Origin of the sequence: Segeticoccus rhizosphaerae (assembly GCF_005222685.1) — a bacterium.
Taxonomy (GTDB): Bacteria; Actinomycetota; Actinomycetes; order Actinomycetales; family Dermatophilaceae; genus Segeticoccus; species Segeticoccus rhizosphaerae.
This window is the reverse complement of record NZ_SWMA01000026.1, coordinates 43382-56636: the sequence shown is the minus strand read 5'-3', so window position 1 is coordinate 56636 and position 13255 is coordinate 43382. Positions and strand designations below refer to the sequence as shown.

Sequence of the window (13255 nt, the reverse complement as noted above, 5' to 3'; positions counted from 1 at the left end):
ATGGGGGTGTCACGGGCCACGCTGCGGGAGGCGATCGCTGCCCTGCGCACGGCCGGCCTGTTGCAGAGTGTGCGCGGCGGCGGACGGCCCCGCGGCCCGGCCCGCGTCCCGGGCGTCCCGGGCGTCCCGGGGCCTTCCGGCCAACGCCGGCTCCGGCGCCGCGACCCCGGCCCGGCGGCGCCGCGTCAGCCAGGCCAGGGCCAAAGCGACGGCGAACCCGACGGCGCCCGCGCTGACCGTCCCGATGGCCGGCACGACCGAGGTCACGGCATACAGCGTCACGGCCATCGGCACGCCCGCGGACAGCAACAGCAGCAGGCCGTCCCTCAGCCCGCGCAACCCGCCGTCCAGCAACAGGACCAGGGCACCACCCAACACCCCGTTGACCCCCAGCATCAGCGAGGCGTGCCCCGCGAACGCGGCCGTCGCCGCCGCTGGCAGGTGTGCCGTCAGGGCAGCCATGTAGAACGACGAACCCATCGAACCGAACGTGACCGACCAGCTGTACCCGATCAACGGGTAGGCCACCGCCCTGGCCCGCGACCAGCCCGAGGCCAACAGCAACGGAGCGGCCACCGCGATCGGGGTGCCGAACCCCGCCACTCCCTGCACGAACGACGGCAGCAACCAGGCCAACACCAGCAGGTTCTCGCTGCGGTTGGGAAACAAGTGCTCGAACAGGCTCCCGATCCGGTCGAACCCGGCCCGTTCGGCCAGCCGGTACAACAACATCGCCGGGAACACCACATACAAGATCCAAGCCCCCAGCCACAGCCCCTTGCCCAGCGCCACCGCCAGCACCGACCAGCCGGCGCCGAAGACGGTACCCGCGATGACGCCGGTCAAGGCAGCAACCAACAGACACGCAGTCTTGGTGGCCAGCACCCCGGTCGTGACCAGGACCAGAAGCAGCAGGACCGGCGCAGCCGCCGCGAGCCAGTACCCCGCCGTGACCGGCGGGCTCACCGCCCGCTGCCCCCGCCCTCCCGCTTGCGCCGACCGCTCCGCCCCGGCACCGCCTCCTCCTCCGGCCCCATCGCCTGATAAGTCGACCGGGTCCGCTCCGTGTGCATCCGCATCACCCTCGCCGCAGTCGCCCCATCACCCGCCTCCAACGCCGCGATGATCCGCTCGTGCTCGTCCCAGGAGTGCATGCCCCGGGTGCGGGCGACCGGCTTGTAGAACCACCGCACCCGCAGATCGATCGACGCGATGTAGTCGCTGAGCAGCTGGATACCGGACAACGCCGCGATCCGGCGATGGAAGGCCGAGTTGGCCGACACGACCACCCCGACGTCCTTGGACCGCACCGCGCCCCGGCCCCGCTCGCAGATCTCCCGCAGCTCGTCCAGGCTCGCAGGCTCCATCCGTGGGGCCGCCAACCGCGCGGCCTCGCTCTCCAGCGCTGCACGAACCGCGAAGACCTCGTCCACCTCGTGGTCCGTGGGTTCGTGCACGAAGGCGCCGCGACCCGGCCGCAGGTCGACCCAACCACGCGCGTGCAGTGCCTGCAGCGCCTCCCGGACCGGTCCCCGGCTCACGTTCAGGCGCTCGGCCAGCTCGGTCTCCACCAGGTGCTGCCCGGGCGCCAACGTGCGGGAGATGATCAGCTCCCGAAGGGCGTCCTGGACCCCCTGCCGCAACGGCCCCGGCCGCTGCAGCGGACCCACGTCGTCGAACTCGTCGACGACGACCTTCGTACGTGCCACGGCTCAGCGTCCGACCGCGTAACCCTGCATGCCGCGGGGATTGGCACCGGCATGCAGCTGCCCGTCGGCGCTCCGCGAGACGGCCGTGAGCCGGCCCAACGACCACGGGTCCTCCACCATGACCTCGTGCCCGCGGCGCCGCAGCTCGGCGACGGTCGCCTCGCCGAGCCGCGACTCCACGTGCAGTCGCCCGGGGTGGATGTCTCGCGGGTAGAAGGAAGACCGGAGGTGACCTGAGCTCCAGGCTGGTGCGTCGATGGACTGCTGCAGGCCCATACCCGCATGCAGGACGTGCAGGAACAGCTGCAGCGACCACTGGTCCTGTTGGTCACCTCCGGGAGTGCCGAACGCCATCCACGGCCTGCCGTCGCGCAGCGCCAGGGTCGGCGACAAGGTCGTGCGTGGCCGTTTCCCCGGTGCGAGGGAGCCCGCAAGGCCCTCCTCGAGCCAGAACATCTGGGCACGCGTCCCCAGTGGAAAGCCGAGCCCCGGGATGACCGGGGAGCTCTGCAGCCAGCCACCGCTCGGGGTGACCGAGACCATGTTGCCGAAGCGGTCGACCACGTCGACGTGCACGGTGTCCCCCCGGGTGTCTCCGGTGGCACGCACCGTCGGCTCACCCAGACCGCCGGCCTCGCGGCGGCTCTCCGCCACGGACTCGTCGCCGGCCAACGCCGGCATCCGGGGAACCCTTCCGCCGGGTCGACCCGGACGCAGGCCGCCCACGTCGGCCACCTCGCCGACCAGGGCGCGGCGCTCGTCGTTGTAGGCGACCGACAGCAGCTCCTGCATCGGCACGTCGACGAACCCCGGGTCGCCGTACCACGCCTCACGGTCCGCGAAAGCCAGCTTGGCGCACTCGGTCACCAGATGCACCAGGTCGGGACCGGCGTGGTCCAGTCCGTCCAGCTCGAATCCACGCAGCAGCGCCAGTTGCTGGAGGAACACCGGGGCCTGCGACCAGGCACCGGCCTTGAGCACCGTGCAGTCGCCGTAGTCCAGGGACAGGGGCTCCTCGATGGTCGCCCGCCAGGTGGCCAGGTCCTCGCCATCGAGCAGCCCTCGGTGTGGTTCGCCCGACACGTCCATCACCGCGGTGGACCCGACGAAGTCGGTGATGGCCTCGGCGACGAAGCCCTCGTAGAAGGCCCGCCTCGCCGCCTCGATCTGCGCGTCTCTGTCCGATCCGGCGGCCTCCGCGGCGGCCAGCACCCGCTCGTAGGTGTCGGCGAGGTCGGGGTTGGTGAGCAACGTTCCCGGCTCGGGCGCCCGTCCCCCGCGCAGCCACACCTTCGCCGAGGTGTCCCAGTGGTCGGTGAACAGGTCCCGGACCGTGTCGATCGTCGAACAGATCCTGGGCAACGCAGGAAAGCCCGTCCGCGCATACCCGATGGCGTGCTCGAGGACGTCACGCGGCCGGAGCGTGCCATAGCGCTCGAGCATGGTCAGCCACCCACCGAACGCGCCCGGCACGCAGGCCGCCAGCAGGCCGGTCCCCGGCACGAGGTCCAGGCCCAGGTCGGCGAAGCGCTCGATCGTTGCGGACGCGGGTGCCGTGCCCTGACCGGCCAGCACGAAGGGCGCCTCCGTTCGCGCGTCCCAACCCACGGCGGGGACCTCACCGGCCGGTCCGTTGAGGTGGGGTTCGACCACCTGCAGCACGAAACCGGCGGTGACCGCCGCGTCGAAGGCGTTGCCGCCACGCTCGAGGACGGCCATGCCGGACTGGGAGGCCAGCCAGTGGGTCGAGGCGACCATGCCGAACGTGCCTGACAGCTCAGGTCTCGTGGTGAACAAGCGGCCCAGCTCCCTTCGTGATGTCCGGCGCGGTGCCGTCCGCGTGGACGAGGTGGCAGGCCGTGCGGTGGCCCTGCCCATGATGGGCGATCAGCTCGGGATCCCGGTCACGACACAGCGGCAGTTCCGCGACCGGACAACGTGTGTGGAAGTGGCAGCCCGAGGGCGGGTTGACCGGGCTCGGGATGTCGCCGGTGAGCACGACCCGTTTCCGCTCCCGCTGGACCGGCGGATCCGGCAACGGGATCGCCGACAGGAGCGACTGGGAGTAGGGGTGCCTCGGGTGCTTGAACAGCTCCTCCCTCGAGGACTCCTCGACGATCCGCCCGAGGTACATGACGGCGACCCGGTTGCACAGGAACTCCACCGCGGCGAGGTCGTGCGCGATGAACAGGCAGCTGAATCCCATGTCGCGCTGGAGGTCGAGCAGGAGGTTGATGATCGAGGCCTGGACGGAGACGTCGAGCGCCGAGACGGGCTCGTCCGCGATCAGCAGGCTCGGTTCGAGCACCAGCGAGCGAGCCAGGCCCACTCTCTGGCGTTGGCCACCCGAGAGCTCGTGGGGGTAGCGGGAGCGCATCTCCGGTCCCAGGCCCACGCGCTCGAGCATCTCGTCCACCCGCCGGGTGAGGTCCTTGCCGCGGGCGATCCGGTGCATCCGCAGCGGTTCGGCGACCACGGCACCCACCTGCATACGTGGGTTCAGCGAGGAGTGCGGGTCCTGGAAGACCATGTGCACCTGCCGTCGCAGGTGCCGCAGAGAGCGTTGTCGAAGGTGCGTGACGTCCCGGCCGTGGATCTTGATGGACCCTGCGGTCGGCTCCAGCAGGCGCACCACGCACTTGCCGACCGTCGACTTGCCACTGCCCGACTCACCGACCAGCCCGACCATCTCACCGGGTCCGATCGACAGGTCGACGCCATCGACCGCGTAGACCTTGCCTCCACCTCTGCTCCGGTCGACGTCGAAGTACTTGCGCAGGCCGCTGATCTCCAGCACCGGCTCACTCATGGCAGGACCACCTCCGTGGGGTGCGCCCGGGCGACCCCCGGGTGGACGCACGCTGCCCACTGGCCGGGCGCCGTCTCGGCCAGCCTCGGCATCTCGGTCCGGCAGTCGTCGCTGACCCGGGGACATCGCGGGGCGAAGACGCACTCGGTCGGCGGCTCGTGCAGCGTCGGCACCATGCCGGGGATCTCGGCCAGCCGGCCCTGGACATCGGCCAGCACGAGGTCGGGGCGGGGCACGGAACCGAGCAGTCCCAGGGTGTAGGGGTGCTGCGTCGATGCGAAGAGCTCGTCGACGGCGCCGGTCTCCACGACGTGCCCGGCGTACATGACCACGACGCGGTCGGCGATGTCGGCGACGACACCCAGGTCGTGCGTGATCATGACGACCGAGGTGTCGAGCTGGTGTTGCAGGTCCCGGACGATGTCCAGGATCTGGGCCTGGATCGTCACGTCCAACGCCGTGGTGGGTTCGTCAGCGAGGAGCACCTTGGGGTTGCAGGCGACGGCCATCGCGATCATCACGCGCTGCCGCATGCCACCGGACATCTGGTGCGGATACTCGTCCACCCGTCGGTCGGCAGCCGGAATGCGCACGAGGTCGAGCAACTCGATCGCGCGAAGCCGTGCCTTCTTCCGGCTCAGTCCCTCGTGGCGGCGCAGGACCTCGCCGATCTGGTAACCGACGGTGAAGACCGGGTTGAGCGACGTCATCGGTTCCTGGAAGATCATCGAGATCTCGCGACCGAGGATCCTTCGCATCTCGCGGCCGCTCAACCCGGAGATCTCGCGGCCCTCGAGGCGGATGCTGCCGCTGCGCGATGCCGCCGGCGGCAGCAGGCCCATGGTGGCCATGGCCGTCATCGACTTGCCACAGCCGGACTCCCCGACCAGCGCGAGCACCTCACCCGGTTCTACGGAGAAGGACACACCGTTGACGGCGAGGGTCTGTCCCTCGTCGGTGTCGAAGCGCACGTGCAGGTCCTCGACCTCGAGCCGCGCCATCAGGAGGCCAGCCTCACGTCGAGGACGTCCCGCAAGCCGTCGCCGAAGAGGTTGAACGACAGCGTCGTCACGGCGATGGCCAGGCCCGGGAACACGGCGAACCACGGCGCCTGGGAGACGTACTGCTGGGCCTGGCTCAGCATGGTGCCCCAGGCCGCGGTCGGGGGCTGGACGCCGAGCCCGAGGAAGGAGAGCACGGCTGCGCCGATGATGGCGCCCGGGATCGCGACCGTGGACTGGACGATGAGAGGGCTGAGGATGTTGGGCAGCATGTGCCGACGCAGCACGACCCGTGTGGGTGCGCCGTTGATGACGGCCGCCTGGACGTACTCCTGCTCCCTCAGCCCCATCACCTCACCGCGCGTGATCCGCACGAACATCGGCAGCTGCCCTACCGCGAGGGCGATGGTGGCGTTCTTCAGGGACGGCCCCAGGATCGCGGCAAGGCCCACCGCCAGGATCAAGAACGGGAAGGACAGCACCACGTCGGTCACCCGGGAGACGATGACGTCGACCCAGCCCCGGTAGTACCCCGCAACCATGCCGATCGGCACCGCCACCACCAACGCCAGCAGCGTCGCGAAGACGCCTGCCGTCAGCGAGGCGCGACTCCCGACAATCAGCCGCGACAACACATCCCGACCGAGGTCGTCGGTGCCGAGCAGGTGTCCGGGCGAGCCCGGACCCTGCAGGATGGCGGAGTAGTCCGAGGCGGCCGGGTCGTAGGGCGCGAGCAGTGGCGCGGCAAGTGCGACCACCACGACGACCACCACTCCCACCAGGCCGATCAGCGCCAGGGGACGACGCCGGAAACGCGCCACGAACCGACTTCTGCCGGCCGACCGTCGCCGCCCCACGCGCACGGTTGCCCCAGCCGCGCTCATGCGGCACCCCCTGAGACCCGGATGCGCGGGTTGAGCAGGGAGTAGGCGATGTCGACGAGCAGGTTGGCCACGATGTAACCCGTTGCGGTGATGAGTACCACTCCCTGCAGGCTCGGGTAGTCACGGCTGAACACGGAGTCGATGGTGAGCTTGCCGATGCCGGGGATGATGAAGATCTGTTCGGTGATGACCGCCCCCGAGATCAGGGTGCCGAGTTGCAATCCGACAACCGTGACGACGGTGATGAGGCTGTTGCGCAGCACGTGGATCCCCACGACGACCCGCTCACTCATCCCCTTGGCCCGTGCGGTGCGCACGAAATCTGCCCCGAGGGACTCGAGCATCGCCGATCTCATCTGTCGCATCACGACGGCGGCCAGCCCTATCCCGAGCACCACGGCAGGCATCGCCATGTGGGACAGGTTGCCGAGGGGATCGGTCAGCGGCACGAAGCCGGATGCCGGCAACCACTGCAGGCTCACGGCGAACCCCAGGATGAACAGGATGCCGAGCCAGAAGTGCGGCACCGAGAGACCGACCAGGGCGGTGGTGCTCGCGACGTAGTCGGCCACGGACCCTCGGCGTACCGCGGCGAGGATCCCGATGGGCAGGCCGATCGCCAGCGCGATGATCAGCGCCAGTCCGGCCAGCTCCAGCGTCACCGGGAGCCGCTCGGCCAGCGTCTGCGAGACCGAGATGCCCGTCTTCGGGGACTGGCCGAGGTCACCCTGTATGGCGTGCCCAAGCCACCGGACGTACTGCACGGGCACCGGCTGGTCGAGTCCGTACTCCTGTCGGATCGCCTGCAGCACCTTGGGGTTCGACGTTTCCGCCGACAAGGCTGTCGCCGCGTCCCCGGGGAGGGCCCGCACTCCGACGAAGACCACGATGGTGGCGATGAACAGCGTGACCAGGGACTGGCCGACCCTGCGCAGGATGTACCACTGCATGGAGCCTCAGCTGCCCGAGATCGAGGCGCTCTTCAGCCGGATGAGTCCGTCGCCGTAGTACTGGATGCCGCTGACCGCGCTTCGGTATCCCATGACCACCTTCGGGTAGTACAGGTAGATGATGTTGTTGTGCTGGAGGAAGGACTCGGCCAACTGCTGGAAGACCTGCTTGCGCGCCGCCTCGTCCGTCGTCGACTGCTCCTTCTGGATCAGCGACTGCACGTCCTTGTAGTTGGCGCCGCTGTAGTTGAGCGCGCTGTCGTTGTCCCAGAACGGTGCGATGTTCTGGTCGGGATCGAGCCGCCCTGACCAGCCCACCTGGAACGTCTCGAAGTTGCCCTTCGCCGCGTTGTCGAGGGCCGTGGTGAACTCGATCGGGTTGACCTTGACGTCGAAGCCGGCGTCCTTGGCCATCGACTGGATCACGGTGCCGAGCTTTGTCGCGTCGGCGTTGCCGGCCTGCACATTGACCTGCACCGGGATCGGGGTCGGCACGCCGCTGTCAGCCACGAGCTGCTTGGCCTTGGCCACGTCCCGTTTGGGGCAGGTGATGTCCGGCGCGAAGGGACTCTCCGGCGAGATCGGGGTGCACCCGGGGACGTACTGTCCCTGGAAGACCACCTTGTTGATGGCGTCACGGTCCAGGCTGAGCGCGAGCGCCTGCCGCAGCTCGGGGTGCTGCGCCATCGGGTTGTCGACGGTGTGGTTGCCCGGCTTCCCGGCACCGGCGCTGTTGGACACGTTGATCGTCAGTCCCTGGTAACCCAGAGACGTCACCGGCCAGACCTTGACGTCGCTGGAGCCCTTGAGCGTCGCCACGTCGGGGGGCGCGATGCGGTCGGCCACGTCGATGTCGCCTGAGCGCAGGTTGGCAGCCCTGACGTTGGGCTGGGTCACGGCCACGAAGGTCACACCGTCGAGGTGGACCTTGGCCTTGTCGTAGTAGTACTTCGACCTGGTCAGCTCGATCTTGTCGGAGGAGGGCCGGTCCTTGAAGGAGAACGGCCCGACACAGACGGGGTGCTTGGCAAAGTCGTCACCCAGCTTGTCCAGCTGCTTCGGCGACAGGATCATCCCGGACCGGTCGGCGAGAATGGCCGTCAAGGGTGCGTAGGGAGTCTTCAGGTGCAGACGCACCGTGGTGGGGTTCACGGCGTCGACCTTGGTCACGGTCGTGAGCTCCGAGGCGCGCGCGGACTTCGGGTCGTCCTTGTAGTGCTCGAGCGTCTTCTTGACGGCCTGGGCGTTGAAGTCCGTGCCATCGTTGAACTTCACGCCCTTGCGCAGCACGATCGTGTAGGTCTTGCCGTCCGGAGAGACCTTGGGCTTCTCAGCGGCCAACTGGGGCACGATCTTGAGTCCGTCACCGACGTCGTACAGCTTCTCGCACATGTTGGCGAAGACGATTCGGCCCACGTACGTCGAGGCGACCGTCGGGTCGAGCGCATCCGGGGCCTCGGCCAGGGCGACCGTGAGGTTGCCGCCCTCGTGGGCCGCTGCACCCGAGGCGGGCGCCGCAGAGGAGTCGCCACCGCCGGTGTCGCCTCCGGTGCCTGCGGGCGTGCTGCCGGTGGGCTGGGAGCACCCGGCAGCGCCCAGCCCGAGGGCCAGGGTCATGGTCAGGAGCAGTGCGTGGCGCGGTCGGGGCATCGGGATCGGCCTCCGTAGGTAGTGGGACGGCGCCAAATCAGTAAACTGTAAACAATTATGCAGTGTCAATAGTCTCCAAGTGGAAATGTTTGGAGGCGGGTCGAGCCCGTGACGATCCACGTCATCCCGGAATCGGGACGATGCGGCCTCTGGTCAGGAGTCCTGGCGCTCAGCGCCGCACAGGTCTTCCACTGCCGCCAGAAGAGTTCGAAACCGCTTGTCTCCCAAGGACTTCGAGATACGACTCTCCTGCGCCTCCACGATGGCGTCCATCCTTGCCACCGATGCCCGTCCCGCCTCCGAGATGTGCACGGCGACCCTGCGCCGGTCCTCGGTGGACTGTCGGCGGTAGACCAGGGCCCGGTCGACCAGCCCGTCGACGATCCGGGTCACGGACGGCCCCGGCACGCCCAGTCGGTCGGTCAGGTCTCCCATGAGCAGCCCGTCCGAGGCGTCGAGCGCGTGCAGCACCCGCCACTGGTCGACGGTGGCCCCCTCCTCCTCGAGGAGCTGGTCCAGCGCGCGGGACAGTCGTCGGTGGGCGGTGGACAGCGAGTCGAGCAGTCGTGCCTGCCGCGTGCCACTCATGCCTTCTCCTCGTCCAACCAGCCCACGATGGGGAGCATACTCAGACCAGTGACACTCTCAGCTCCCGTGATCGACCCCCTTGACGCGCTTCTCGCCGGTGCCGACCGGCGGAGCCTGCGCGTCGGGCTGGCCGTGCCCTCGTCCGGACCGATGGGACTCACCGGCCCGGCGGCGATGGCCTGCGCGCTCCTGGCCGCGGAAGACGCGAACACCTGCCGCAGTCACGCCGACCAGCCCCTCGACCTGGTGCCCATCGACGCGGGACGGGACCCCGAGGACGTCGCCCGGGAGGTCGCATCCCTCGTGGCCGCACGGGCCATCGACACCCTCGTGGGGTTCCACACCAGCGACGTGCACCGTCGTCTGGACGCCGCCGTGCAGGGGCGGCTGCCCTATGTGTTCACGCCTCCTCACGAGGGTGGCAAGCGCTCGTGCGGAGTCGTGCTGCTCGGCGAGGGCCCTAGGGAGCAGCTGCGGCCGGTCGTCGAACGGCTCGTCTCACGGACCCGGCTACGCCGCTGGGCCCTGGTCGGCAACGACTACATCTGGCCACGAGCAGTGCACGCCGCGGCAGGGGCGTTGATCCACCGGGCGGGCGGCGACGTCGTCCTGCAGCGCCTGGTGCCGTTCGGCGCCGTCCCCGCCGAACAGCTGATCCAGGAGATGTCGCGCGAACGCGTCGACGCGGTGCTGCTGAGCCTGGTGGGCCGCGACCTGGCCACCTTCAACCGGGGCTTCACGCGGACGCCCGCGGGGCACCGGATCGTTCGTGTCTCCGGATCCCTCGACGAGACAGGGCTGCTCGAGGCAAACGGTGACTCCACGGGCGAGCTCTATGCCGCGATGCACTGGTTTGCCACCGACCGCCAGAGCGAGGAGTTCCAAGACCGCTACCGACAGCGCTGGGGACCCACCGCGCCCACCGTGAGCGTCTACGCCCAGGGTTGCTACGAGGGCGTCCAGCTCGTCTCCCGGCTGGCACGCGCCGGGGCGCTCAACCCGGGGGCGGTCACCCGGGCCGCGGCACACCTTCGGCCGCGACGACCCCGCGTGCGGCTGGCACGCGCCGAGGGCCTGGACCTCGTCGCGCTCCGGTGAGGGCACGGCACACGACGACCGGCACATCGACCTCTTGCTTTCCCGACAGGTTGGGTGTTTCCTTCCACATGGAAATACCTACCGGTGGAGGACCGCGATGGCACAGCAGCACGCCACGGACGGCGTAGAGCAGTTCGGCTACCGCCAGGAGCTCAAGCGCTCCCTGCGGTTCAGCGACCTGCTCGTCTACGGACTCATCTTCATGGTGCCGATCGCGCCGTTCGGCATCTTCGGCAGCGTCTTCCAGGGCTCGGGGGGCATGGTCGCGCTCACCTACGCCATCGGCATGGTGGCGATGATCTTCACCGCGAACTCCTACGCCCAGATGTCGCAGGCGTTTCCGATGGCCGGGTCGGTCTACACGTATGCCGGCCGCGGACTGCGTCCCTGGGTGGGCTTTCTCGCGGGCTGGGTGATCCTGCTCGACTACGTGCTCGTGCCGGGTCTGCTCTACCTGATCGCCAGCGTGGCGATGAACACCATCGTGCCGAGCATCCCGGTGTGGATCTGGTTGGTGCTCTTCGTGGTTCTCAACACCGTCGTCAACTACCTGGGCATCGAGATGACCGCCAAGGTCAACAAGGTGATGCTGGTCGGTGAGCTCATCGTGTTGGGCATCTTCATCGTGATCGGGCTCGTCGCGCTGGCTGCCGGCAAGGGGCAGGGGTTCAGCATCACTCCCCTGTTCAACGACGCGACCTTCACCTGGCCGCTGGTCTTCGGCGCGGTCTCCATCGCGGTGCTCTCCTTCCTGGGGTTCGACGGCATCTCGATGCTGGCCGAGGAGAACCAGGAGTCGGCGCGAGCGCTGGGCAGGGCCATGATCGGCGCGTTGCTGCTGGCGGGCTCGTTGTTCATCGTGCAGACGTGGATCGCCTCTCTGCTCGTGCCGAACCCCGACCAGCTGATCAGCCAGGGCGACCCCGGCGGCACGGCCTTCTACGACGCCGCCCAGGTCGCCGGGGGCGCGTGGCTCGCCAAGCTCGCGGCGCTGGCCACCGCGATCGCGTGGGGCTTCGCCAACTCGCTGGTCGCGCAGGCGGCGACGTCGCGCCTGTTGTTCGCGATGGCGAGGGACCGGCAGCTGCCCTCGTTCCTCGCCAAGATCGATCCACGGCGCAAGGTTCCCGTCAACGCCACCCTGCTCGTGGCGGCGGTGTCCCTCGTACTCGGGCTCTACATGGCCTCCCGCGACGACGGGATCTCGCTGCTCAGCACGCTCGTCAACTTCGGTGCGATGACGGCCTTCCTCGTGCTGCACGTCTCGGTGGTCAACCACTTCGTGGTCCGCCAACACAGCCATGACTGGTGGCGTCACCTGGTCTTCCCCGTCATCGGTTTCGCGATCCTGCTGTACGTGGTGATCAACGCCAACGTCGCCGCCCAGCGGCTCGGCTTCGTCTGGCTCGCCATCGGGGTCGTGGTGCTGGTCATCTTCAAGGCCATGCGGCGCGAGCCGGAGCTGGCCGGAATGAGCGAGGAGGTCGACGATGTCGAGCGATGAGGTCTTCGAGCTGCGGCCGGCGGCAGGCGAGCTCAGGTATGTCTTCGGGGGGGGCGAGCCGCTCCTGCGCGTACCCCCCGGGTCGGTGATCGAGCTGAGCACCGAGGACTGCTTCGGCGGCAAGGTGCGGTCGGTCGCCGACCTGCCGAGCCGGGTCTGCGAATTCCCCTACCTCAATCCGGTGACCGGGCCGATCCACGTGGAGGGTGCCGAGCCGGGCGACCTTCTCGCGGTCCACTTCGCGGCGATCCGCCCGGCCCGCGACTGGGCGGTCTCGGCGACCTTCCCGCACTTCGGCGCGCTCACCACCACGCACGCCACCGCCATGCTGCACGAGCCGCTCGAGGAACGGGTGTGGATGTATGCCGTGGACGCCGCCGCCGGCATGGTCCGCTACTCGGCGCGCGCGAGCGACCACACGGTCGAGCTGCCCCTGGATCCGATGCACGGGACCGTCGGTGTCGCACCAGCCGCCGGTGAGGTGACCATGTCCATCACACCCGGCGCGCACGGCGGCAACATGGACACCCCGGAGCTGCGCGCCGGCACCACCGTCTACCTGCCGGTCAACGTCCCTGGTGCGCAGCTGGCCATCGGCGACGGCCACTGTCGTCAGGGTGAGGGCGAGGTGTGCGGCACCGCGGTCGAGGCGGCGATGGACACGACGATCGTGGTCGACGTCGTCAAGGGGGCCGGCACGGGGTGGCCACGGCTGGAGAGTGACGACTTCCTGATGTCGACCGGGTCGGTGCGACCGCTCGAGGACGCCTTCCGGGTGAGCCAGCACGACCTCGTCACCTGGACCGCACAGCTGACCGGCCTCGAGCAGCTCGACGCCCTGCAGCTGGTCAGCCAGGCCGGCCTCGCCCCGGTCGGCAATGTGGTGGACACCAACTACACCATGCTGGCGAAACTGCCTCGCGTGGTGCTCGGCGGCGCACAGGCCTATGACGGGATCCACACGCGGTTGCGCGAGATCGGCCGCACCCACGTGTGACCTCCTCTGCCATCCAACACAGGTTTGCCGTCCGCTCGGGTGAGCGGACGGCATACCCGTGCTGG

The 13255-nt window shown here is 69.1% G+C and carries 12 protein-coding genes; 3 read left to right on the top strand and 9 right to left on the bottom strand.

The window, feature by feature from the left end; translation table 11 throughout:
• Positions 1-9: 9 nt before the first annotated feature.
• The 9 genes from FCN22_RS15840 to FCN22_RS15800 all read right to left on the bottom strand — a co-directional run bounded on the left by FCN22_RS15840 (position 10) and on the right by FCN22_RS15800 (position 9591).
• Positions 10-966, bottom strand: a complete 957-nt coding sequence (locus tag FCN22_RS15840) for an L-lactate permease (RefSeq protein ID WP_137122527.1) — start codon at positions 964-966, stop codon at positions 10-12.
• The gene (locus tag FCN22_RS15835; RefSeq protein ID WP_202911621.1) at positions 963-1709 is read right to left on the bottom strand and encodes a GntR family transcriptional regulator; all 747 of its coding nucleotides are present in this window, start codon (positions 1707-1709) and stop codon (positions 963-965) included. Before FCN22_RS15835 ends, FCN22_RS15840 begins: the two co-directional genes overlap by 4 nt.
• 3 nt (positions 1710-1712) lie before the next feature.
• Complete coding sequence (locus FCN22_RS15830; RefSeq protein WP_444965520.1) at positions 1713-3506, bottom strand: gamma-glutamyltransferase family protein; 1794 nt, start codon at positions 3504-3506, stop codon at positions 1713-1715.
• A complete protein-coding gene (locus FCN22_RS15825) occupies positions 3487-4518 on the bottom strand; it encodes an ABC transporter ATP-binding protein (protein WP_137122525.1) in 1032 nt (343 codons plus the stop codon). The genes FCN22_RS15830 and FCN22_RS15825 overlap by 20 nt, the downstream gene beginning before the upstream one ends.
• Positions 4515-5519, bottom strand: coding sequence for an ABC transporter ATP-binding protein (locus tag FCN22_RS15820; RefSeq protein ID WP_137122524.1), 1005 nt, complete (start codon positions 5517-5519; stop codon positions 4515-4517). The genes FCN22_RS15825 and FCN22_RS15820 overlap by 4 nt, the downstream gene beginning before the upstream one ends.
• On the bottom strand, positions 5519-6340 hold the full coding sequence (locus FCN22_RS15815) for an ABC transporter permease (RefSeq protein ID WP_238384783.1): 822 nt from the start codon (positions 6338-6340) through the stop codon (positions 5519-5521). The genes FCN22_RS15820 and FCN22_RS15815 overlap by 1 nt, the downstream gene beginning before the upstream one ends.
• A 59-nt stretch (positions 6341-6399) precedes the next feature.
• Complete coding sequence (locus FCN22_RS15810; protein ID WP_137122522.1) at positions 6400-7353, bottom strand: ABC transporter permease; 954 nt, start codon at positions 7351-7353, stop codon at positions 6400-6402.
• Between the two features lie 6 nt (positions 7354-7359).
• Positions 7360-9003, bottom strand: a complete 1644-nt coding sequence (locus FCN22_RS15805) for an ABC transporter substrate-binding protein (protein WP_137122521.1) — start codon at positions 9001-9003, stop codon at positions 7360-7362.
• 153 nt (positions 9004-9156) lie between these two features.
• Positions 9157-9591, bottom strand: coding sequence for a MarR family winged helix-turn-helix transcriptional regulator (locus tag FCN22_RS15800; RefSeq protein WP_137122520.1), 435 nt, complete (start codon positions 9589-9591; stop codon positions 9157-9159).
• 48 nt (positions 9592-9639) lie between these two features.
• Here FCN22_RS15800 and FCN22_RS15795 point away from each other — a divergent pair, with 48 nt between their 5' ends.
• The 3 genes from FCN22_RS15795 to FCN22_RS15785 all read left to right on the top strand — a co-directional run bounded on the left by FCN22_RS15795 (position 9640) and on the right by FCN22_RS15785 (position 13190).
• Complete coding sequence (locus FCN22_RS15795) at positions 9640-10689, top strand: ABC transporter substrate-binding protein (RefSeq protein WP_137122519.1); 1050 nt, start codon at positions 9640-9642, stop codon at positions 10687-10689.
• A 97-nt stretch (positions 10690-10786) separates the two neighbouring features.
• Positions 10787-12193, top strand: coding sequence for an APC family permease (locus FCN22_RS15790; RefSeq protein WP_137122518.1), 1407 nt, complete (start codon positions 10787-10789; stop codon positions 12191-12193).
• Positions 12180-13190 (top strand): acetamidase/formamidase family protein, encoded by a 1011-nt coding sequence (locus FCN22_RS15785; RefSeq protein WP_137122517.1) that lies wholly within the window; start codon positions 12180-12182, stop codon positions 13188-13190. Before FCN22_RS15790 ends, FCN22_RS15785 begins: the two co-directional genes overlap by 14 nt.
• The last annotated feature ends 65 nt before the right edge of the window (positions 13191-13255 follow it).